Below are 20,061 nucleotides of genomic sequence, written 5' to 3'. Positions count from 1 at the left end.
GGACCGGGGCGGCTGGTGGCGTTACGTGCCGAAGACGTCCGAGAGCTGGTCGCGCCACTCCTCGATTTCCTCGACGTGCGCCTCGACGTCGTCGAGGTCCTCCGCGACGTCCTCGAGGTCGTCCTCCAGCTCCTCGACGTCCATGACGGCGTCCTCGGTGTCCTCGAGGCGCTCGTCGATGGCATCGACGTCCCCGCGGAGGCGCTGAACGTCCTCGTGGAGGTCGTCGACGGCCTCGACCTCCGCTTCGACGTCCGCGACGCGCTCGCGGAGCTGCTCGCGGTCGCCCGCGGCGTCCTCGACGCTCGCTTCGACCTCACCGAGTTCGTCGTCGAGGTCGTCCAGCGCCGCGGACAGCGAGGACACCTCGTCCTCGACGTCGCTGACGAGCTGCTGGGCGGTGCCCTCCTCGTCGAGGAACTCCTCTAGGGCGTCCGTGTACGCCTCAAGCTCGGAGACGCGGCTCTGGAGGTGCTCGATTTCGACCTGCGTGCTGTTGGGGACGCCGCCGAAGGCGTCCTGCAGGGTCGCGAGGTCGTCGTCGCTGACCTCGTCGTTGCGGATGGCCTCCGCGAGCGTGCCGACGAGGTCGCCGGCGTCGAAGCCGACCGACTCGGGCGCGGGCTCGGCTTCCGGCTCTGCCTCGTCCTCGGTTTCCTCCTCGCCGAAGCCTTCGGCCTCGGGCTCCTCGACTTCCTCGTCACCGGCGGGCGGCTCGGGCTGGTCGGCGCCGTACCCCTCGGCCTCCGGCTCGGTCGGCGGCTCCGCCTCGAACGACTCGTCGGCCTCGACGGACTCCTCCTCGTCGGGCTCGGCGTCGAGGTCTTCGTCCTCGTCGCCGCCGAGGTCGACGTCGCCTTCGAGGATTTCGGCGTCCTCCTCTTCGAGGGACTCGATGCTGCCCTCGATGTCGGCTTCCAGCCCGGCTTCCTCGGCGTCGTCGTCTTCGAGCCCGGGGACCGTCTCGCGCTCGCCGCCCGCGAGCTCGCGGACGACCGACGTGGATTCGGGCGGGACGACCTCGTCGATGTCCTCGCCGTCCAGTTCGATGGTCGGCGCGGAGAGGAACGGCGTTTCGTCCTGCCCCTCCTCCATTCGCACGCCGTACACCGTGGTGAACGACTCGCCGGGCTCGATTTCGCGCTCGAAGCGGACGACGCCGTCGCCGCTGGCCGTCCAGTGCTCGCTGCCGTACTCGGGGTGGAACCCGATCTGGTCGATGCCGAACTCGTCGGGAATCTCGTCGACGATGCGGAGCGTGACCGCGTCGTCGCGGGAGGAGTCGACGTCGAAGGCGACCGCGGGGACGGGGAAGTCCTCGGCGTTGAAGAACTTGCTGACGGTGACGCCGTCGGTCTCGACGAGCGTCTCGTCACTCATCGGAACCACCGGCGGGTTGGTCGTGCATACCACCACGTACGCGGACGAGGACTTAAATTACCCGCCGACTCTCGGCGCCAGTTACTCGCCTGTCACGTCCACGCGGTCGCCGATTTCCACGACCTCCAGCCGGCGCGGGTGCGTGAAGCTCTTGGCGTGGTGGTGGAGGACTTTCGGGTCCGCCGTCAGGCCCTTCCACATGTCCCAGTGGGAGGGCAGCAGGCGGTCGACCTGCAGGTCGCTGGCGGCCTCCACAATCTGGTTCTCGTCGTTGTACCAGCGCGTGCGCTTCGGCTCCCGGGTCTCCTTGTCCGGGACGTTGCCGACCGTGCCGAACGCCATGATACCGAGGTCGATGTCGTATTCGCTGCCGACGCGCGCGAACTCGTCGCTGGGCTTGGTGTCGCCGCCGTGGAAAATCGTGCCAGCGTCGTGCTCGACGACGTACGAGACGGGATGGGTGGCGTCGGGGTCGTGGGCGGGTTCGACGTGGACCGTGAACTCGCCGACCTCGAAGCTGTCCCCTTCCTCGATTTCGTTGTACTGGTCGGTGTCCACGGCGTAGTTGTCGTCCCACGCCTCCTCGCCGCGCGCGACCGCCACGGAGTCGTCGGGCGCGTAGAACTGCGCGCCCGTCTCCGCGAGAATCGGCGCCTGACTCGGGCCGTGGACGTGGTCGACGTGCTCGTGGGTGGCGAGCACGGCGTCGGCCTCGGTGACGTCCCGCGGGTCGAACGGCACCGGAATCATCCGAATCGTGCGCGGCGGGTCACCCGTCCCGAGGTAGGGGTCGATGAACAGCGTCGTCCCGTCCTCGCCCTTCAGCACGAAGCCGTTGCAACCCAGATACCAGACCGCGACGCCGTCGGGGTTCGCCGCCTCGATTGCCGTCGGCAGCCAGTCGCCCCAATCGGAGTGGACCATACTGGCGAGTCACTCGCGTCGCCCCCTAAGCGTTCGGGGTTCGGTCGCAGAAACAGTCAGTCCTGACAGCACGCGCCGGACTCGCCGACGAAGTCGACGTCCAGCGGCTCCGAGATGAGGTCGTTGAGGAACTCGAACTTGGCTTCCAGTTCGTCCTGCGCGTCGAGGTGCTCGGCCATCACGGGGTGGTCGTGGAGGCGCTTCTGGGCGTCCTCGACCTTCTTGGCGTCCTCCTGGGTGGCGTCGCCGGTCTGACGCGCGAGCATGAACTCCTGGCGGAGGTCCTCGAACTCGCTGATGCGCTCCTGTACTTCCTCGCTGTCCTCGACGGCGGCCTTCGTCTCCTCGTAGCGCTGGTACTCGGGGGACTGCTCGATGGCTTCGCCGAGCTGGCGCGCGATGTCGTCGGCGTTCGCGGTGCCGGTCGTGGCCGCGGAGTCGGAGTCGACGCTCATGTCTCGGGGTTCGGGTTCGGGCGGTTTGAAGCTGCCGGAAGCGGGGGCGGCTACAGCTGTTCGGCCAGCCACTCGAGGTTCATCACGGCCGCCGAGAGCAACACGCCGACGATGGACGCGAGCACGAGGAACGCGGAGACGACGCTGACCATCGGCGTGAGCGAGGACTGCAGCGACGTCCACGCGAGCACGGGGACGGTCTGGACCTCGAAGGACTTCAGGAACAGCGCCATGATGAACTCCTGAAGGCTGACGATGAACGCCACGACCGTCGAGATGACGACGCCGCTGCGGACGTTCGGCAGGGTGACGTGGTAGAAGACGCGGCCGGGTCGCGCGCCGAGGTCCATGCCGGCGTCCCGGAGATTCCAGTCGAAGCGCGCGAACACCGACTGCATAATGAAGAACACGAGCGGCGTCGCCCAGAGGGCGTGCGCGACGACGATGTTGACGTAGCTGTTCGTGAGCCCGATGCGGTTGAAGTAGATGAGGAGGGTGAGCCCGAGTACGACCGGCGGGATGAGCAGCGGCAGCAGGACGATCGGCGGGAGGACGCGGGACGCCCACGAGTCCGACCGCTGGACGGCCAGCGACCCGGTGACGCCGAGGACGGTGGCGAGCAGGGACGAACCGACGCCGATGAGGACGCTGTCCCGAACCGCGCTCAGCCACTCCTCACTTCCGAGGAACGTCGCGTACCACTCGAGCGTGAAGCCGCTCGGCGGGAACGTCAGGTACGACGACTGCTGGAACGACGTCACGAAGACGACGACGATGGGGAGCATGAGCACGGCGAGCACGAGCCAGTAGCCCGCGCGGAACAGGACGTCCTCGACGCGCTCGCGGGAGACAGCCTCAGACATCCTGGACACCCCCGATAGAGCCGGTGAGCAGGCGAATCACCGCGAGCGACGCCGCGAGCATCGCGGCCAGCATCAGGAGGGCGAACGCCGCGCCGACCGGCCAGTTGAAGTTCGTGAGCATGAGGTTCCCGATTTCCATGGCGAACGTCGTCTGCGAGCCCGTCCCGAGCTGGGAGGGCGCCGCGTACGCGCCGACGCTCCACGCGAACGAGACGACCGTCGCGACCGCGACCCCGGGGAGCACCTCGGGGAGGACGACCTCGGCGAACGACCGCGGCCGGGACGCGCCGAGGTCCCGTGCGGCTTCGACGACGTCCCAGTCCAGCGTCGACAACACGCTGTAGATTGCGAGGACGGCGTACGGGAAGACGATGTACACTTGGCCGACGACGGTGCCGAACAGCGACGGCGCGAACTGGATTCGGCTCCCGATGAGTCCCGCCGAGAGCAGCAAGTCGTTGAGGACGCCGTTCGGCGCGAGCAGCGGCCGCCACGCGTACGTCTTCACGACCAGCGTCGTCAGCAGCGGGAGGATAATCGAGAACAGCAGAATCGACTTCGTCAAGCCGTCCGCGCGGTAGGCGGCGTACGCGTAGAACAACGCGAGCGCCACCGCGACGACCGTCGCGATGACGCCGAGCTTGAACGAGAACAGTATCATCTGCTGGTAGAGGTCCGACGCGAGGATGTCGCCGTACGCGGCGAGCGTCCACCCGGTCTCGTAGAACCCCGTCTCCGGCTGGGCGTTGAAGCTCATCCGCACGAGGATGAGGAAGGGCACGACGAAGAACACCAGCTCGAATGCCGCGAGCGGCGCGAGCAGGAACACCGACGTGGAGTCCCTGCGCTTGATGCGTTCGCCGAACCACGCGAACATCGACTCGTCGGCCAGCGCCCCCATCACGTCCCACCTCGCCCGACGCGTTCACCCGCCGAGAAGACGAGCAAGTCCGCGGGGTCCCACGAGACGACGACCGGTTCGCCGACCTCGAAGTCCGACTGGTCCCCGACGCTCTGCTCGAAGAAGACGCTCGTCTCCCCGATTTCGACGTAGAACCGGACCGACGAACCGCGGTAGAGGACGTCCGTGATGGTGCCCTCGAGGGAGGTCGTCACGTCCTCGGACGCGACCGCGGCGGACTGCCCGCCGTCGGCGGCGGCCCGGGAGACGTCGAGTTCCTCCGGTCGGAACGAGATGGTCAGCGGGTCGCCGGCTGCGACGTCGCCGCCCGCCGTCGGCACCTCGATGGACTCGTCGAATTCGGTGGCCGCGACGACGCCGCCGTCGATTTCGGACTCGACGCGGGCGTCCACGAGGTTCGTGTCGCCGAGGAACTCCTCGACGAACAGGCTCACGGGGTCGTCGTAGACCTCCCGCGGCTCGCCGACCTGTTCGACGTCGCCGTCGTTCATGATGGCGATGCTGTCCGCGAGCGTGAACGCCTCGTTCTGGTCGTGGGTGACGTGGACGAACGTCGTCTCGACCTCGTCGTGGATGTTGCGGAGCTCGAGCTGCATCTGCTCGCGCAGCCGCTTGTCGAGGTTCGACAGCGGCTCGTCGAGCAGGAGGACGTCCGGTTCGATGGCCAGCGACCGCGCGAGCGCGACGCGCTGCTTCTGACCGCCGGAGAGGTCTTCGGGGTCGGCGTCCGCGAACTCCCCCATCTCGACGACGTCGAGGACGTCGCGGGCGCGCTCGCGGCGTGCGTCCTCGCCGACGCCGTCCATCTTCAAGCCGAACGCGACGTTCTCGATGACGCTCTTGTGCGGGAACAGCGCCCACGACTGGAACACCATCGAGGTGTCCCGCTCGTACGGCGGCTCGTCGGTGACGCGGTCGTCGCCGATGTAGACGTCGCCGTCGGTCGGCGTCTCGAGGCCGCCGAGCATCCGCAGGGTCGTGGACTTCCCGCAGCCCGACGGCCCGAGCAGGCACAGTAGCTCGCCGTCGTCTACGTCGAGGTCGAGGCCGTCCACGGCAGTCAGGTCGCCGTACTCCTTGGTCAGGTCGGCGAGTGTGACGGAAGCCATCGGCTTACTGGTTTTTCATCTGCTTGAACTTGTTCGAGAACTGCTCGGAGTAGGGCGCGACCTCCTCCCACTGCGGAATCGACCACTGCTCGGCCTCCTCGGCGGTGGTCGGGAGGTACTGCGCGAGGTCGTCGGGGTAGGACATCCCCGACGTGGTGAAGAACAGCGGGTGGTCTTCGGCCCACTTGCTCTGAACTTCGGGGTCGAGGAGCATGTTGATGAACTCCTCGCCGAGCTGGCGTTTGTCCGTGCCGCGGACGACCGCCCAGTTGTTCATCCAGCCGGCGTTCTGCTCGGGCATCGCGAACTCGACGTTCGGGTGGTCCTCCATGTCGTAGTAGACCTGGTCGAAGTACCACTGGGCGGCGTCGACGATGCCGTTCTGGAACTGCTGCCAGACGTCCGTCCCGGAGGACGCCCACCCCTCGATGGGCCACGCTTCGATGGTGTCCATGAGCGCGTCGTGGTGCTGTTCTTCGTAGAGTTCCTGTGCGCCGGGCGCGGCGTCCGTGCCGACGCCGGCGGCCAGCAGCGGATAGATCCAGAACCCGGAGTCGACGCCGACGCCGTTGGACTGCTGGACGACGGAGCTGGTGAAGTCGCTCCACGTCTCCACGGGCTCCTCGAGGTCCGTGTTGTAGAGGATGCTCAGCGGCGCGCCGTCGACGGGGGCGCCGTGGGAGTGCGGACGGATGTCCTTGTAGTGCTGGATGACGTTGTCGATGTTCGGGATGTGGTCCTCGTATCGGAGCTCCTCGAAGAGGCCCTGCGACCGGCCGTTGTAGTAGATGGGTTCGCACGCGACCGTCACGTCGAACGGCGGGTCGTCGGCGGGCGCTGACTTGATCTTCGCGAGCAGCGAGTTCCACCCGGAGACCAACTCGAGCTCGGCGTCGAACCGGGACTCGAAGATGGGACGGATGGCCTCCTCGAAGCGCTCGACGTAGTTGCCGCTCCAGACTGTAACGCGGAGCGTCTGCGGTCCGCCGCTATCGCCGAGCATCCCCGTGCAGCCCGCGAGCGCGCTCGCACCGGCGGTCCCGGCCGCACCAAGGAACGCTCGGCGGCTCGCAGAGCTGTGTCTAGTGTCTCGATTCTCGCCCGTGTTGTCCAGGCCGTTGCCTGACATACCCGGGCTCAAACGAAGTGCGACATAAAACAGTGATGGCATCAACACTCCTCCATGAGAGTCCACAACAAGGATTTTCGGGCGTCTCGCTCCGTCTGGTGTCGTGGCGGTAGCGGGGGGAAACGCCGACGTTAAACGGCGTGACTCCGTACGCCGCTGTAATGAGTCACGAAGAGACGCGTTCGGCGGGAGACCTCCGGAACACCGGACTCTCCCTGAAACACGACCGGACGTGGGACTACGAACTCGACCGCATCGTGGAGGCGGTCGAGGAGCGCGACGCGGAGAAGGTCGGCCTGCAGTTCCCCGAGGGACTGAAGCGCAGCGCGCCCGGGGTCGCCGACGACCTCCGGAAGCTCCTCCCCGACGACACGCGCGTGCTGATTTCGGGGCAGCCGTGTTACGGCGCCTGCGACCTCGACACGTACATGATGCGGCGGACGGACGTCTTCGTCCACTTCGGGCACTCCCCGATGAAGGAGTCCGAGAAGATCATCTACGTGCCGCTGTTCTCGAACGTCGACGTCGAGCCCATCATGGAGCAGTCCCTCGAGAAGCTGGAGGTCGGGGACGTCGGGCTCGTCACGACCGCCCAGCACATGAACCTCTTCCCGGAGATGAAGGAGTGGCTGACCGAGCGCGGCTTCGAGGTCCACACGCGGAAGGGCGACGACCGCCTCACTCACGAGGGGCAGGTGCTCGGTTGTAACTACGCGAGCGCGGACATCGACGCCGACCAGGTGCTGTACGTCGGCGGCGGGAAGTTCCACCCGCTCGGGCTCGCGATGGAGCACCCCGAGAAGAAGGTCGTCATCGCCGACCCCGTGAACAACTCCGTCTCAGTCGCGGACACGGAGAAGTTCCTCAAGCAGCGCTACGCCACCGTCCACAAGGCGATGGACGCCGAGAAGTGGGGCGTCATCTTCTGCACGAAGATCGGGCAGGGTCGCTGGGACCAGGCCAACGAGATCGTGGAGAACAACGACAACGCCTACCTCATCACGATGGACGAGGTGACGCCGGACCGCCTCCGGAACTTCGACATGGACGCGTTCGTGAACACGGGCTGTCCGCGCATCACGACCGACGACGGCCCGCAGTTCCACAAGCCGATGCTGACCCCCGGCGAGTACGAGATTGCGGTGGGCAACAAGCCCCTCGAAGACCTCTCCTTCGACACGTTCCACGGCACCTGGTAAGCTACTCCGCTATTTCGACGCCCGTAATCTCGAATCGCGTGCCGCCCGCCTCGCCGTCGGTCACTTCGACGCTCCAGCCGTGGGCGTCGACGAGTTCCGCGACGATGCTGAGGCCGAGCCCGGTGCCGTCGTCGGTCGTCGAGTAGGCGTACTCGAAGACGCGCTCGCGGTCGCCGTCGGGGATGCCGCGGCCGTCGTCCTCGACGTAGAACCCCGACCCGTCCGCGAGGTCGCCGACGCGGACCGTCACGCAGTCCTCCGGCGGGTTCTCGGCGGCGTGTTCGACCGAGTTCCGGAAGAGGTTCTCCAGTAGCTGGGCGAGGCGGCCTTCGTCGGCGCGCACCGTCAGCTCGGAGTCTGCGACGAGCGTCGCCGTCTCCGTCTCCACGGTCGCCCACGCGCGCTCGGCGGCGGCGTCCAGCCGCACGTCGTCGAGGTCGGTCGCGGTCCGGCCGTGCCGCGCGAGCGCGAGGACGTCGTCGATGAGCGTGCGCATCCGGTCGTGGGCGTCCGCGACCGTCTGGAGGCGGTCGCTATCGCGGCGCTCGCGGACGAGTTCGAGGTTGCCCTCGGCGACGTTCAGGGGGTTGCGGAGATCGTGGCTGAGGATGTCCGCGAACTCCTCTAAGCGGTCGCGCTCGCGGCGGAGCGCGCGCTCGCGCTCCTTGAACTCCGTGACGTCCCGGGTGACGCCGACGAGGTGCGTGACCTCGCCGTCGACGACGACCGGCGAGACGGTGCCGGAGACGACGATGTCGCCGGCGGGGAACTCGAAGACCTCCTCGAACTGGACGGGCTCGCGGCGCTCGTAGCACTCGCGGTGGTACGACGTGGTCTGCTCGCCGAGCGCCGAGTGGAACGCCTCGTGCTCGGTCTTCCCGACGATGTCGTCGGCCGACAGCCCGCTCATCTCCTCGTGAGCGCGGTTGAGTTGCCGGTAGACGAACTCGACGTCGTCGCCGTTCTCGACGACCTCCAGCAGGAACAGGCCGTCCTGCGCGTTCTCGAAGACGGTCTCGTACTGGCGTTTCAGCCGGCGGAGCTCGGCCTCGCGGGCCTCGCGCTCGCTGACGTCGCGGCTGATGGCGAGGAACTGGTGCTCGCCGGCGACCGCCAGTTTCGCGAGGTGGACTTCGACCGGGAACGTCGAGCCGTCCGCGCGCTCGAACTCGGCCTCGAAGCGGCGGACGTCGCCGCGCTCCATCGCGGACTCCATCTGGAGTACCGAGTCGCGGTCGGTCGTCGCGTCCACGTCCCAGACGGTCTTCCCGACGAGTTCGTCGTGCGCGTAGCCGAGTTCCTCGCAGATGCGCTCGTTGGCGTCGACGATGACGCCGTCGGCGTCGTGGATGTTCACCATGTCCGGGGAGTTCTCGAAGAGGGCTTCGAGGCGCTCGGTGTTGCGTTCGAGGCGGTGCTGGCGCTCGCGCTGCTGGGTGATGTCCGTGATGAACCCCTCGATGCCGCGCAGGTCGCCGTCGGCGTCGTAGATGCCGCGGCCGCGCTCCCAGACGTGCTTGCGGTTGCCACACCGCGTCCGGATGCGGTACGTGACCTCGAAGTGCTCGCCCGCGTCGAGGGCGTCCTGCACCGCGTCCCACGTCGCCTCGCGGTCGTCGGGGTGGATGATTTCCTCGCCCCAGACCACGTCGCCGGCTTCGAGCGTGGCCGCCGCGTAGCCCGTGAGCTGCTCGCACTCGCCGCCGACGTACTCCATCGGCCAGTCGGGCTCGTTCCGACAGCGGTACACCATCCCGGGGAGGTTGCTGACGAGGGTTTCGAGGCGGCGGTTGCGCTCGGCGAGCGCGCGCTCCGAGCGGCGCTTCTCGACGGCGTTCTCCACGCGGTTCGCGAGCACGGCGTACTGCTCGGTGCCGGTCTCCTTCTGGAGGTAGTCGGTGACGCCCGCGGAGATGGCGTCGCTGGCGACCTCTTCGGAGCCCTTCCCGGTGAAGAGGACGAACGGGAGGTCGGGATTGTCTTCGCGGACGGCTTCGAGGAACTCGATGCCGTTCTGCTCGGGCATGTCGTAGTCGGAGACCACGCAGTCGTAGTCCCGCGCGGCGAGGCGGTCGAGCGCGTCCGTCGTGCTGGTCACCGTCGTGACGTCGAGGCGCGCGTTGACGCGTTCGAGGTACGTGCTGGCGAGGTCGCCGAACGCGTCGTCGTCGTCCACGTGGAGGACGCGTATCGACCCGCCCGTCGCGGTCGTCCCGGCGGCCATGGGCCCACATCGGGCCGTCTCAGCAAATAACGACGGGGTCGACCCCAGCCGAGAAATTACTACTAGACATTAGCAAAGCTTTTTGTATTTCCCCCATGTATGTGTGAGCAAGATGAGCACGTCACGCCGAACCAGCCCCATCGAGGGCTGTCGCCCCACCGACTCCACTCCCGTCACCGTCGACGCGGACACCATCGCAGACGCGTCCCGCGAGGACCTCCGCGCGCTCGCCGACGACCTCGCCGACGAGGGCTACGTCCCCGCCGAGGTCGCCGCCGACGCCGCCTTCGACGAGGACTGCTCGCTTGCCACCCAGCGCGAGGCCGACCGCCTCCGCGAGCTCGTCGAGAACGCCGCGTTCCTCGGCGCGAACCGCCTCACCGTCGACGTCCGTGAGGCCGCCGCGCCCGAGAAAGTCCGCCCCGCGCTCTCCGCGGTCGCCGAGCGCGCCCGCCGCGACGGCCTCGTCGTCGACGTCGACGGCCTCTCCCTGAACTGACGTTCTCTCTTTCGTGACGGAGCTTTCTTCGCCCCCGGAGCCCTCGGCCCGGGCATGAAGCGCGCGCTCGAACGGCGCCTCTCGGCGGTCGAAGGGTTCCGCGACCCGAGCGCCGCGCTCGAACAGTACCCGACGCCCGCGGCCCTCGCCGCCCACCTCCTCCACCTCGCAGACCTCCACGGTGACATCGCCGGCCGGACCGTCGCGGACCTCGGTACGGGCACGGGGATGCTCGCGCTCGGCGCCGCCACCCGCGAGCCCGAGCGCGTCCTCGCGGTCGAGCGCGACCCGGCCGCGCTCGCCGTCGCCCGCGAGAACGAACCGCGCGTCGAACCACCGGTCGGGGTCGATTGGCTGCTCGGGGACGCGACGCGGCCGCCGCTGGCGGAGGTAGATACGGTCGTGATGAATCCGCCGTTCGGCGCGCAGCGCGGCAGCGAGCACGCCGACCGCGCGTTCCTCGCCGCGACCGCCGAAGTCGCGGGCGTCTCCTACTCCGTGCACAACGCCGACAGCAAGTCGTTCGTGGAGTCGTTCGCCGCCGACGAGGGCGGCGAGGTCACGCACGCGTTCGCCGCCGAGTTCGACGTCGAACGGCAGTTCGAGTTCCACACCAGCGAGCGCGAAGCCTTAGACGTCGAAGTCTTCCGCATCGAGTGGGCGGGCTACTCATAGGTCTCCGGGCTGGCGATGCTGACGGTGGTGTTCCCGTACTCGGCGAACACCCGGCTGCCGTTCCGCACGAACGTCAGGCCGCCCGCGTCCGCGGTCTCGTTCTGCCCGGGAATCCGTGTCGAGTCGACGACCGTCTCGTTGCGCAACACGTCGAGGTCGAAGCCGCCGCTCGACGACGTCACGCGCACCTGTCGCCCGGCGACGACGGGCGCGGCCGTGGCGTTCTCGGAGCTGTAGACGTGGCGCGTCTCGCCCTCGGGCGGCGTGACGTAGACGTTGTAGACGGCGCTGGCGCCCGCGGGCACCCAGCCGCGGCGGTGGACGCCGACGGACTCCTTCCAGCCGACGCCGCCGACCGTGACTGACTGGTCGCCGTAGAAGCCGAGTCTGCTCGCGCTCACCTCCTCGGTCCAGACCTCGCGCTCGGGGCTGGCGACGATGACGCCGCTGGCGGTGACGTTCGTCGCCTGCGAGAAGTACGGGAGGTCCACGCCCGCGACGCGCTCGTTGGTGACGTCCTCGGCGTAAGTCACCTCGTAGCCGCGGACCTCCACGGGGTCGCCGGGGAGGTCGGCGTCCGCGACGGTGGTGAGGTTCACCGGCACGGCGACCATCGACATCGTCACGACGGGCAACAGCAACACGAGGAACGCGACCTTCCGCGTGGACACGTCGCGGACCAGCGTGGTCGCGTCGGCGCGCACGGCCGCGGTGAGGACGATGGCGAGCGCGGCGACCAGCAGCACGCCGAGCGCGCGGAACAGCACGTACTCGTCGGCGGCGCCGTACCACCACACCGCCCACAGGGACATCGACGCCGCGAGCACGACCGCGCCGAACCAGATGCGGGCCGCGGACGGCCGGTTCTCGCGGCGGACGACGAGCGCGGCGGCGAGCACGGCGCCGACGAGGAACCCGAACATGTGGCCCTGCACGGAGACGCCCGCCCACCACGGCGTCGAGAACGACGACGACGCGGAGGCGTACGTGATGGGGTCGTGGACGACGGTCCACAGCAGCGACAGCACCTCGCGGACCGACACCGCGAGCACGGTCGCCAGCGGGAAGCGCACGAGCGCGAACCCCGCGAACGCGTAGACGACACCGGAGAAGCCGATGGTCGCGCCCCACGAGAACACGCCGGTCAGCAGACCGACCGCGAGGACGACCCCCGGGAAGACGACGAGCGCGCGGACGTAGGGGTTCGTGCGAAGCGACCCGAACGAGGACTGGCCGCGTTCGGTCGGGTAGTGGGAGAACGCGTACTCCGCCAGCGGCGCGAGCGCGACGGTCGCGACGAGGTTCCCCGTGACGTGGCCGAGGCTGGCGTGCGCGAACGCCGACGTGACGATGCCCAGCGGGTAGAAGTACGACCACGAGACGAACGGCACGACCAGCGGCGAGCCCGCGGCGCCGAACTGCACGACCAGGTAGAACGCGGCGACGCCGGCGACGACCAGCAGCGTCCCCCACGGAATCCCGAACAGGAGCCGGCCGCGAACGCGGCGGACGGCGGCGCGGCCTTCGCCGACGGACAGCACGGCGATGCCGGTCGCGACGAAGGTGACGACGGCCGCGTACGCGGCGGCCGTCCAGGCGTCGAGCGTTCCCAGCGCCGCCGCGGCGGCGATACCGACGAGCACGGCGACGGGTGCGGCGCGCGCGAGCGACGAGAACCGACGGAACCGCGGCACCGCGGCGGTCACCGCGAGGAGGGCCAGCGTGGTCGCAGCGACGACGACCACCGGCGAGACGTTCATACCTCTACGTGGCTGGCCCCGGCGGCATAAACAGTCCGCCCGCGAGCCGTCGCTTCGAAACGTTGAAACGCGCCACGAGCGAACCTACGCGCATGGACCTGCGGGTTATCGAGAAGGGAGACGCGGAACTCACTATCGAGATTGCCGGGGAGGACCACACGTTCATGAACGGGCTGAAGGGCTCGCTCCTCGAGACCGAGGGCGTCGCCGCGGCCTCGTACGACATGAACCCCGAGCAGTCCGGCGGGCAGACCGAGCCGGTGCTCACCATCAAGACCGAGGACGGCACCGACCCCCTCGACGCGCTGCAGTCGGCGGCCGAGCGGATGGGCGACGAGCTCCGCGACTTCGCGGACGCGTTCGAGGCGGCGGCTTAACCGAGGACGACCGACAGCTCGAAGCGCCGCCCGCCGAACTCGAAGGCCGGGTCCGGGCTGCGCGCGGCGAGCGCTTCGACGTGTTCTTCGAGGGCGACGCGGCGCCCGGACTGCGTGCGGACGCGGACGCTCTCGGTGTCCGCGCCGAAGTACGCGACCGCGTTCTGTATCTCCGGCATCGACAGCACGTCCGTCAGCGACAGCTGCGTGGCGTCGGCGTCGCTGTCGGTCAACACGAGGTACGTCGGCTGTACTCCCCGACCGGAGTGCGCGAGGTTCACGAACCGCGCGGAGTCGCATTCGACGGCTTCCACCGCCGAACGCCCCGGGTCAAGCGGTCCGTCGGCCGAGCACTGGTCCGTCCCCGGGTCCCCCGACCCGGGCGCGCCAGAGTGAGACATGTCCTCAATGTGTTGTACTTCGGTGATAAATCATTCGCAGCATCAACGAGCGGCGAACGCAAGCGTTGCCGAGAAACCGTAGATGGGCGCGTTACGCCGTCAGCGGCGGACCGGGACGCCGTGGTCGTCGAGGTACTGCTTGGTCTCCTCGATGCTGTACTCCCCGTAGTGAAAAATCGAGGCCGCGAGCGCGGCGTCCGCGCCCGCGTCGAAGGCGTCCACCATGTCCTGTGGCGACCCGCAGCCCGAGGAGGCGATGACCGGCGTCGAGACGGCGTCGCAGACCGCCCCCGTCAGCGGCAGGTCGTAGCCGTCCTTCGTGCCGTCGGCGTCGATGGAGTTCACGAACAGCTCGCCGGCGCCGCGCTCCTCGGCCTCGCGCGCCCACTCGACGACGTCGCGGCCGGTCCCCTCGCGGCCGCCCTTCACGGTCGCCTCGAACCAGCAGGACTCGCCATCGACCTGCTCGTAGTGCTCGCCCTGTTCGTCGTAGCGCCGGCGGGCGTCCACGCTGATGACGATGCACTGGTTGCCGAACGCCTTCGCGCCCTCCGTGATGAGCTCGGGGCGTTCGAGCGCGCCCGTGTTGATGGAGACCTTGTCGGCGCCCGCGCGCAGCGTCTCCTTGATGTCGGCCTTCTCGCGGATGCCGCCGCCGACGGTCAGCGGGATGAACACCTCGTCGGCGACGCGCTCGACGGTCTCCAGCATCGTCGCGCGGCCCTCCGCGCTCGCGGTGATGTCGAGGAAGACGAACTCGTCGGCGCCCGCTTCGTTGTACCGTTTCGCCATCTCCACGGGGTCGCCCGTGTACTCGAGGTCCTCGAAGTTCACGCCCGTGTAGACGGCGGCGTTCCCGTCGTCGTCTAAGTCGACGTCGACGCACGGGATGACGCGCTTGGTCAGCATAGTTCGCAGTTCGCGGGAGCCTCCGATAGTGGTTTCGTCTCCGGCATCCAACGACCGGCCGTGAGGGATACGTCATGACGTACGTCGTCGCGTTCGACGACTCGCCGCTCTCGCGGGCCGCGCTCGGCCGCGCGGTCGCGTTCTCGGGAGCGACCGACGAGTCTGTCGTCGCGGTCACCGCGATTCCCCGGGACGCCGAGACGGCCCGCGAGCGCGGCTGGCTGGGGGGCAGCGAGTCGTTCAGCGTCGAGCGAGTCGCACAGAATCTCACCGAGCGCGTGGCCGACGCCGACCCGGACGCCGAGTTCGCGTATCGGGTGGTGGACAAGTACGCGCCCCGCGGCCGCGTGAGCCGCGAGGTCCGCGAACTCGCCGTCGAACGCGACGCGACCGTCGTGTTCATCGGCAGCGACAACGCCGGCCGGATGGTCGGCGGCATCACGTCGGTCGGACAGAACGTCTCCGCGGACGACCGCTACGACGTCCACATCGTCCGCCACGTGGACTGACGCGGGTTCGGTACTGCCAAGTAGGCCCCCGTCCAATCGCCGCGCATGACAGACGACCACGCTCACGACGACTCGGGCCGCGTCACCGCACCGATGCAGGAGTTCTCCACGGGACAGGTCGGCACCGGCTTCCTCGTCCTGCTGGTCGGCCTCGCGGTGGCGTACCTCGTGCCGGCGTTCCTCTAGTCCAGTTCGCGTTCGAGGACGCGGCGCGCGTCCACGATTTCCTCGAAGCCGTAGTCCACGACCTCGCCAGCCACAGCGACGGACAGCGCGCCGTCGCCGGTCGCCCCGCCGAGGTCGACGACCGGCGCGTCCACCGCGTCGCGGAGCGCGGTGGCGTCCGTGGTCTCCACGACCGCGCGCCCCGGCGCCTCCGAGAACAGCGCGCCGACGCTCGGCACGTCTACCGCGACGCCCGCGTCCTCGCCGACCATCTCGGCGAGCGTGACCGCGAGCCCGCCGTCGCTGACGTCGTGGACGGCGAGCGTCACGTCGTGGGTCGCCGCCGCGCGGACCGCCGCGACGCCGTCGTCGGCCACGTCGGGGAACGGCGCGCTCCCGTCGAACTGCGCGAGGTACTCGCTCCCGCCGAGCGTCTCGTCGTGGCCGCCGACGAGCACGAGGTCGCCGTCGCCCACGGCGGCCATCCCGGGCGCGTCGTAGCCCCGCCGGACGCCGAGCATCGCGAGCGTCGGCGTCGGCGGCACCGGCCCCGCGGCGGAGTCGTTGTAGAGACTGACGTTCCCGCCGACGACCGGCGCGTCCACCGCGCGACAGCCGTCCGCGAGGCCGTCCACCGCCGCCGCGAACCCGCCGTAGACGTCGGACTTCTCGGGATTGCCGCCGTTCAGGCAGTTCACCGCCGCGAGCGGCTCCGCGCCGACGGCCGCGAGGTTCGTCGCGTTCTCCACGGCGGTCGCGTACGCCCCGCGGTACGGCGAGGCGTCGGTCCAGTTCGGGTTCGCGCCGGCGGAGAACGCCAGCGCCACCTCGCCGTCGGCGTCCGGGAGCGTCAGCGCGGCGGCGTCCTCGCCGGGCCGCCGGAGCGTGCGGTTGCCGACCTCGTGGTCGTACTGGCGGTACACCCAGCGCTTGCTCGCCGTGTTCGGACTCGACAGCACCGCGTCGAACGCCTCCTCGACGGAGACGTCCGGCAGGTCCGTCTCCGGCTCGCTGGGCTCCTCGCGTTCGAGGTCATTCATCGGCGCGCCGTCCGCGAGGAACTCCGCGGGGGCATCGACGACGGTTTCCCCTTCAAATTCACAGACGTAGTTCCCGTCCGTCACTTCGCCGATGACCGAGCAGCCGAGGTCGAAGCGCTCCGCGATTTCCCGCACGCGCTCGACGTCCTCGGGGCGAACTTCGTAGCACATCCGCTCCTGGGACTCCGCGAGCAGGATTTCCAGCGCGTTCATGTTCGGCTCGCGCTGGTGGACCGCCCCCAAGTCGATGCGCGCGCCGAGGCCCCCCTGCGCGACCATCTCCGAGGACGCGCCGCCCAGCCCCGCCGCGCCGAGGTCGCGGGCTGCCATCACGAGGCCCTCGTCGACGAGCGCCTCGTTGGCCTCCACGAGCAGCTTCTCCGTGTACGGGTCGCCGACCTGCACCGCGGGCCGGTCCTCCGTCTCGGCGTCCTCCGCGAGGTCCTCGCTGGCGAAGCTCGCGCCGCCGAGCCCGTCGCGGCCGGTCGCGTTCCCGACGAGCACGAGCTTGTTCCCCGGCTCTTTGGCGGCCGCCGTCACGAGTCGGTCCTCGGTGACGAGGCCGACGCACGCGACGTTCACGAGCGGGTTCCCTTCGTAGCCGTCGTGGAACTGCGTGCTCCCCGTGACGGTGGGGACGCCGATGGCGTTCCCGTAGTCGCTGATGCCCTCCACGACGCCGTCGAGGAGGTACCGAGAGTGGTCCCGGTCGAAGCCGCCGAAGTACAGCGCGTCCGCGAGCGCGACGGGGTACGCGCCCATCGAGAGCGTGTCGCGGACGATGCCGCCGACGCCCGTCGCGGCGCCATCGTAGGGGTCCACGTAGGAGGGGTGGTTGTGGCTCTCGACGCCGAACGTCACGAGCTGGTCCGTGCCGGGGACCGACACCACGGCGGCGTCGTCGCCCGGCCCGACGACCACGTCGTCGCTGTCGGTGGTGAACGCGGACAAAAGCGGCCGGGAGGAGCGGTACGCGCAGTGCTCGCTCCAGAGGTTCTCGAACAGCGCGGCCTCCGCCCGCGTCGGGTTCCGTCCCAGTTCTGCTTCGACGAGGCGTCGGTCCGAGTCGGCGAGTGGCATTCACCTTCGTGGTCCTTCTGCGAGCGTTTAGTCGTTTCTATGTGCACGGACGTGAACAGTATCGGTCGGAGCGCCAGCCCGACGTTTCCGGACCGGGGCGCTTTTGCCCACCCCCGCGTAATCTGGAGGCGTGCTTTCCGTCGAACTCCACGCGCACTCCGAGCTCTCCTACGACGGTCGCGACCCCGTCGAGATGCTCTTAGAGCAGGCGCGGGCGGTGGGGCTCGACGCGCTCGCTGTCACCGACCACGACGAAATCGACGCGAGCCTGCGGGCCGCCGACCTCGCCGAGGAGTACGGGCTCGTCGGCATCCCGGGGATGGAGGTGACCAGCGCCGACGGCCACGTCCTCGCCATCGGCGTCGAGGAGGCGGTGCCGTCGGGCGAGCCGTTCGTGGACACGCTCGACGCGATTCGCGACCGCGGCGGCATCGCCATCGTCCCCCACCCGTTCCAGTCCTCGCGCAGCGGCGTCGCGCCGAACGTCTCCACGGCGACGCTCGCCTCCGCGGACGCCATCGAGGTGTACAACTCGCGGCTGCTCACGGGCCGCGCGAACCGCAAAGCCGAGCGGTTCGCGCGCAGCCACAACCGCCCGATGACCGCGGGCAGCGACGCCCACATCGCGGAGATGGTGGGACAGGCGGTGACGCGCGTCGGCGCCGACGAGCGCTCGCTGGAGGCCATCCTCGACGCCATCCGGGACGGCCGGACGAGCGTCGAGGGCAAGCGCACGCCGTGGCACATCAGCTTCCGGCAGGCCGCCGGCGGCGCGAAGCGCCGCGTGAAGAACCGCCTCGCGGAGTTCTTCTGAGGGATGGACGACGCGCTCGCCGCGACCGTCCGCCGCGCACTCGACGAGAGCGACCCGCTCCCGGGCACGTACGGCTTCGCGGGCGAACTGCCGGACGGCCGGATCGTCCGCGACGTGCTCGGGCGCGGCCGCTGTTACTACGACGGCGACGCGTGGAGCCGCGACCCCGGCGACCTCGCGGACCCGACGCTGCTGCCCGCGGGCCACGTCCGCGAGGACGGCGAGACGCGGCGCGCGTGGCGACTCCCGGACCCGCCCGCGAGCCACGACGACCCGGTGAGGAGCGTCCGGGACGCGCTCGACGAGGCGCTCGACGTGCCGAGCGACGACCTCGCGGTGGCGTTCTCCGGCGGCGTGGACTCCGCGCTCGTCGCCGCGGAACTGGACGCGCCGCTGTACGTCGTCGGCTACGAGGGCTGCGCGGACATCGAAGCGGCCCGGGAGTCCGCGGCCGCGATGGGGCGCAGCGACGACCTCCGCGTTCACGAGGTGACGCTGGACGACATCGAGGCCGCGATTCCGGAGGCGGCGCGCGCCATCGGCCGCACGAACGCGATGGACGTCCAGATTGCGCTCCCCCTCTACCTCGTCGCTGAGCGAGTCGCCAGCGACGGCTTCTCGCGGCTCGCGCTCGGGCAGGGCGCGGACGAGCTGTTCGGCGGCTACGCGAAGGTCGCGGCCGCGCCCGACGACCCGCGGACGGACGCGGACACGATTCGGGGCGCGCGCCGCGAAGTCCTGGAGACGCTGCCCGAACAGCTAGAGCGGGACACGCGAGCGATTCGCGCGGCGGGCGTCGAGCCCGTGACGCCGCTGCTCCACGACGACGTGGTGGCTGCGGCGCTGGAACTCCCCGAGGAGTGGCTGGTCGCCGGGGAGACGCGGAAGCGCGCGCTCCGGGAGGCGGCCCGCGAGCGACTCCCGGACGCGGTCTGCGACCGCGAGAAGAAGGCCGTCCAGTACGGCAGTCTCGTCGCGCGCGAGGTCGACCGGCTCGCCCGGCAGGCCGGATTCAAGCGCCGGATGGACGACCACGTCACGAAGTACGTCCAGAGTCGTGTGGACGACCGAAGGGAGTCCACAGACAGCGCGAGCGGGGAGCGGAGCGACCCGTGAGCCGGCTGGACTAACTACGCCTCGCTGGCGGCCTCGATGGCCTCCAGCGCGATTTGGACGGTGTCGGCGTCGAGGTCGCTGTCGCGGAGGTCGTCGGGGTCGTACCACGCCCACGCCTCCGGGCCGGCTTCGCCGTCCGCTGGGTCGATGTCTCGGGAGGGCACGGTCGCGAAGTAGACGTGGTCGATGTGCTGGTGGCCGACCGTGCCGTCCTCGTGGACGTTGATGTCGTAACAGAGCTGGTAGCGCGGCGACGGCAGCGCGAAGCCGTCGGGCGCGGGAACCTCGGGTGCCTCGCCGAGCAGCGTCGGCTCCAAGCCGGTCTCCTCCTCGACTTCGCGCGCGCCCGCTTCGTGCGGGAGTTCGTCGCGGTCCACGTGGCCGCCCGGCGGAATCGTGAGGCCGAGGCGGTCGTGCTCGTGGAGCGCGGTGGCGCCGTCGTTGACGACGTAGACGGTCGCCGTGAAGTGGCGGGTCGTCTCCATGGGGGCGAGGAGGTGCGACGCGCTCA

21 protein-coding genes are annotated in these 20,061 nt (G+C 69.6%); 8 read left to right on the top strand and 13 right to left on the bottom strand.

Annotated features, from left to right (window positions below; genetic code table 11):
* Positions 1 to 21: 21 nt before the first annotated feature.
* From ABSL23_RS10300 to ABSL23_RS10270, 7 genes are all read right to left on the bottom strand, one after another.
* Positions 22 to 1,380, bottom strand: coding sequence for a hypothetical protein (locus tag ABSL23_RS10300; RefSeq protein ID WP_353633668.1), 1,359 nt, complete (start codon positions 1,378 to 1,380; stop codon positions 22 to 24).
* Positions 1,381 to 1,461: 81 nt separating this feature from the next.
* On the bottom strand, positions 1,462 to 2,304 hold the full coding sequence (locus ABSL23_RS10295) for an MBL fold metallo-hydrolase (RefSeq protein WP_353633667.1): 843 nt from the start codon (positions 2,302 to 2,304) through the stop codon (positions 1,462 to 1,464).
* A gap of 56 nt (positions 2,305 to 2,360) precedes the next feature.
* Positions 2,361 to 2,759, bottom strand: a complete 399-nt coding sequence (locus tag ABSL23_RS10290; RefSeq protein WP_353633666.1) for a YlbF family regulator — start codon at positions 2,757 to 2,759, stop codon at positions 2,361 to 2,363.
* A gap of 50 nt (positions 2,760 to 2,809) precedes the next feature.
* A complete protein-coding gene (locus tag ABSL23_RS10285) occupies positions 2,810 to 3,622 on the bottom strand; it encodes an ABC transporter permease (RefSeq protein ID WP_059056508.1) in 813 nt (270 codons plus the stop codon).
* Positions 3,615 to 4,523 carry an ABC transporter permease gene (locus ABSL23_RS10280; RefSeq protein WP_353633665.1) on the bottom strand — a complete coding sequence of 303 codons (909 nt, stop codon included), beginning with the start codon at positions 4,521 to 4,523 and terminating at the stop codon, positions 3,615 to 3,617. Before ABSL23_RS10280 ends, ABSL23_RS10285 begins: the two co-directional genes overlap by 8 nt.
* Positions 4,523 to 5,653 carry an ABC transporter ATP-binding protein gene (locus ABSL23_RS10275; protein WP_353633664.1) on the bottom strand — a complete coding sequence of 377 codons (1,131 nt, stop codon included), beginning with the start codon at positions 5,651 to 5,653 and terminating at the stop codon, positions 4,523 to 4,525. The genes ABSL23_RS10280 and ABSL23_RS10275 overlap by 1 nt, the downstream gene beginning before the upstream one ends.
* A gap of 4 nt (positions 5,654 to 5,657) precedes the next feature.
* The gene (locus ABSL23_RS10270) at positions 5,658 to 6,782 is read right to left on the bottom strand and encodes an extracellular solute-binding protein (RefSeq protein WP_353633663.1); all 1,125 of its coding nucleotides are present in this window, start codon (positions 6,780 to 6,782) and stop codon (positions 5,658 to 5,660) included.
* 161 nt (positions 6,783 to 6,943) lie between these two features.
* On the opposite strand from ABSL23_RS10270, the gene dph2 reads away from it, so the two are divergent.
* Complete coding sequence (dph2, locus tag ABSL23_RS10265) at positions 6,944 to 7,981, top strand: diphthamide biosynthesis enzyme Dph2 (protein WP_353633662.1); 1,038 nt, start codon at positions 6,944 to 6,946, stop codon at positions 7,979 to 7,981.
* Between the two features lies 1 nt (position 7,982).
* Here the strand turns inward: dph2 and ABSL23_RS10260 are convergent, their stop codons facing one another.
* Positions 7,983 to 10,205 carry a PAS domain S-box protein gene (locus ABSL23_RS10260; RefSeq protein WP_353633661.1) on the bottom strand — a complete coding sequence of 741 codons (2,223 nt, stop codon included), beginning with the start codon at positions 10,203 to 10,205 and terminating at the stop codon, positions 7,983 to 7,985.
* A gap of 112 nt (positions 10,206 to 10,317) precedes the next feature.
* Here ABSL23_RS10260 and ABSL23_RS10255 point away from each other — a divergent pair, with 112 nt between their 5' ends.
* Together ABSL23_RS10255 and ABSL23_RS10250 are read left to right on the top strand one after the other, a co-directional pair.
* Positions 10,318 to 10,704, top strand: a complete 387-nt coding sequence (locus ABSL23_RS10255) for a hypothetical protein (protein ID WP_089649748.1) — start codon at positions 10,318 to 10,320, stop codon at positions 10,702 to 10,704.
* 54 nt (positions 10,705 to 10,758) lie between these two features.
* Positions 10,759 to 11,379 (top strand): METTL5 family protein, encoded by a 621-nt coding sequence (locus ABSL23_RS10250; RefSeq protein ID WP_353633660.1) that lies wholly within the window; start codon positions 10,759 to 10,761, stop codon positions 11,377 to 11,379.
* Here the strand turns inward: ABSL23_RS10250 and ABSL23_RS10245 are convergent.
* A complete protein-coding gene (locus ABSL23_RS10245) occupies positions 11,370 to 13,139 on the bottom strand; it encodes a rhomboid family intramembrane serine protease (RefSeq protein ID WP_353633659.1) in 1,770 nt (589 codons plus the stop codon). The genes ABSL23_RS10250 and ABSL23_RS10245 overlap by 10 nt on opposite strands.
* Before the next feature lie 92 nt (positions 13,140 to 13,231).
* Here ABSL23_RS10245 and ABSL23_RS10240 point away from each other — a divergent pair, with 92 nt between their 5' ends.
* The gene (locus ABSL23_RS10240; RefSeq protein ID WP_059056500.1) at positions 13,232 to 13,516 is read left to right on the top strand and encodes a DNA-directed RNA polymerase subunit L; all 285 of its coding nucleotides are present in this window, start codon (positions 13,232 to 13,234) and stop codon (positions 13,514 to 13,516) included.
* Here ABSL23_RS10240 and ABSL23_RS10235 read toward each other — a convergent pair.
* Together ABSL23_RS10235 and hisF are read right to left on the bottom strand one after the other, a co-directional pair.
* Positions 13,513 to 13,917: a hypothetical protein gene (locus tag ABSL23_RS10235; RefSeq protein WP_353633658.1), complete on the bottom strand. Its 405-nt coding sequence runs from the start codon at positions 13,915 to 13,917 to the stop codon at positions 13,513 to 13,515. The genes ABSL23_RS10240 and ABSL23_RS10235 overlap by 4 nt on opposite strands.
* A gap of 99 nt (positions 13,918 to 14,016) precedes the next feature.
* On the bottom strand, positions 14,017 to 14,826 hold the full coding sequence (hisF, locus tag ABSL23_RS10230; protein ID WP_059056498.1) for an imidazole glycerol phosphate synthase subunit HisF: 810 nt from the start codon (positions 14,824 to 14,826) through the stop codon (positions 14,017 to 14,019).
* A gap of 74 nt (positions 14,827 to 14,900) precedes the next feature.
* Between hisF and ABSL23_RS10225 the strand changes: the two genes are divergently transcribed.
* Positions 14,901 to 15,335, top strand: a complete 435-nt coding sequence (locus ABSL23_RS10225; protein WP_353633657.1) for a universal stress protein — start codon at positions 14,901 to 14,903, stop codon at positions 15,333 to 15,335.
* A gap of 45 nt (positions 15,336 to 15,380) precedes the next feature.
* Positions 15,381 to 15,521, top strand: a complete 141-nt coding sequence (locus ABSL23_RS10220; RefSeq protein WP_169793391.1) for a hypothetical protein — start codon at positions 15,381 to 15,383, stop codon at positions 15,519 to 15,521.
* Here the strand turns inward: ABSL23_RS10220 and purL are convergent.
* The gene (gene purL, locus ABSL23_RS10215; protein WP_353633656.1) at positions 15,518 to 17,620 is read right to left on the bottom strand and encodes a phosphoribosylformylglycinamidine synthase subunit PurL; all 2,103 of its coding nucleotides are present in this window, start codon (positions 17,618 to 17,620) and stop codon (positions 15,518 to 15,520) included. The two genes, ABSL23_RS10220 and purL, sit on opposite strands and share 4 nt — an antisense overlap.
* 130 nt (positions 17,621 to 17,750) lie before the next feature.
* Here purL and ABSL23_RS10210 point away from each other — a divergent pair, with 130 nt between their 5' ends.
* Positions 17,751 to 18,434 (top strand): PHP domain-containing protein, encoded by a 684-nt coding sequence (locus ABSL23_RS10210; protein WP_059056495.1) that lies wholly within the window; start codon positions 17,751 to 17,753, stop codon positions 18,432 to 18,434.
* A 3-nt stretch (positions 18,435 to 18,437) separates the two neighbouring features.
* Positions 18,438 to 19,550, top strand: coding sequence for an asparagine synthetase B (locus ABSL23_RS10205; protein ID WP_353633655.1), 1,113 nt, complete (start codon positions 18,438 to 18,440; stop codon positions 19,548 to 19,550).
* A 14-nt stretch (positions 19,551 to 19,564) separates the two neighbouring features.
* On the opposite strand, the gene ABSL23_RS10200 is transcribed toward ABSL23_RS10205, so the two are convergent.
* Entirely contained in the window at positions 19,565 to 20,035 is a 471-nt protein-coding gene (locus ABSL23_RS10200; RefSeq protein WP_353633654.1) for an NUDIX domain-containing protein, read from the bottom strand.
* Positions 20,036 to 20,061 lie beyond the last annotated feature (26 nt).

The organism is Halobacterium sp. NMX12-1 (assembly GCF_040435975.1).
In the GTDB taxonomy this organism is placed as follows: domain Archaea; phylum Halobacteriota; class Halobacteria; order Halobacteriales; family Halobacteriaceae; genus Halobacterium; species Halobacterium hubeiense.
The sequence above is the reverse complement of the archived record's forward strand: the minus strand, read 5'-3'. Positions and strand labels throughout refer to the sequence as shown.

Excerpts from the sequence above, each read along its gene's own strand:
- ABSL23_RS10300 (WP_353633668.1), bottom strand. The coding sequence starts at position 1,380 with ATGAGTGACGAGACGCTCGTCGAGACCGACGGCGTCACCGTCAGCAAG.
- ABSL23_RS10295 (WP_353633667.1), bottom strand. The coding sequence starts at position 2,304 with ATGGTCCACTCCGATTGGGGCGACTGGCTGCCGACGGCAATCGAGGCG.
- ABSL23_RS10290 (WP_353633666.1), bottom strand. The coding sequence starts at position 2,759 with ATGAGCGTCGACTCCGACTCCGCGGCCACGACCGGCACCGCGAACGCC.
- ABSL23_RS10285 (WP_059056508.1), bottom strand. The coding sequence starts at position 3,622 with ATGTCTGAGGCTGTCTCCCGCGAGCGCGTCGAGGACGTCCTGTTCCGC.
- ABSL23_RS10280 (WP_353633665.1), bottom strand. The coding sequence starts at position 4,523 with ATGGGGGCGCTGGCCGACGAGTCGATGTTCGCGTGGTTCGGCGAACGC.
- ABSL23_RS10275 (WP_353633664.1), bottom strand. The coding sequence starts at position 5,653 with ATGGCTTCCGTCACACTCGCCGACCTGACCAAGGAGTACGGCGACCTG.
- ABSL23_RS10270 (WP_353633663.1), bottom strand. The coding sequence starts at position 6,782 with ATGTCAGGCAACGGCCTGGACAACACGGGCGAGAATCGAGACACTAGA.
- dph2 (WP_353633662.1), top strand. The coding sequence starts at position 6,944 with ATGAGTCACGAAGAGACGCGTTCGGCGGGAGACCTCCGGAACACCGGA.
- ABSL23_RS10260 (WP_353633661.1), bottom strand. The coding sequence starts at position 10,205 with ATGGCCGCCGGGACGACCGCGACGGGCGGGTCGATACGCGTCCTCCAC.
- ABSL23_RS10255 (WP_089649748.1), top strand. The coding sequence starts at position 10,318 with ATGAGCACGTCACGCCGAACCAGCCCCATCGAGGGCTGTCGCCCCACC.
- ABSL23_RS10250 (WP_353633660.1), top strand. The coding sequence starts at position 10,759 with ATGAAGCGCGCGCTCGAACGGCGCCTCTCGGCGGTCGAAGGGTTCCGC.
- ABSL23_RS10245 (WP_353633659.1), bottom strand. The coding sequence starts at position 13,139 with ATGAACGTCTCGCCGGTGGTCGTCGTCGCTGCGACCACGCTGGCCCTC.
- ABSL23_RS10240 (WP_059056500.1), top strand. The coding sequence starts at position 13,232 with ATGGACCTGCGGGTTATCGAGAAGGGAGACGCGGAACTCACTATCGAG.
- ABSL23_RS10235 (WP_353633658.1), bottom strand. The coding sequence starts at position 13,917 with ATGTCTCACTCTGGCGCGCCCGGGTCGGGGGACCCGGGGACGGACCAG.
- hisF (WP_059056498.1), bottom strand. The coding sequence starts at position 14,826 with ATGCTGACCAAGCGCGTCATCCCGTGCGTCGACGTCGACTTAGACGAC.
- ABSL23_RS10225 (WP_353633657.1), top strand. The coding sequence starts at position 14,901 with ATGACGTACGTCGTCGCGTTCGACGACTCGCCGCTCTCGCGGGCCGCG.
- ABSL23_RS10220 (WP_169793391.1), top strand. The coding sequence starts at position 15,381 with ATGACAGACGACCACGCTCACGACGACTCGGGCCGCGTCACCGCACCG.
- purL (WP_353633656.1), bottom strand. The coding sequence starts at position 17,620 with ATGCCACTCGCCGACTCGGACCGACGCCTCGTCGAAGCAGAACTGGGA.
- ABSL23_RS10205 (WP_353633655.1), top strand. The coding sequence starts at position 18,438 with ATGGACGACGCGCTCGCCGCGACCGTCCGCCGCGCACTCGACGAGAGC.
- ABSL23_RS10200 (WP_353633654.1), bottom strand. The coding sequence starts at position 20,035 with ATGGAGACGACCCGCCACTTCACGGCGACCGTCTACGTCGTCAACGAC.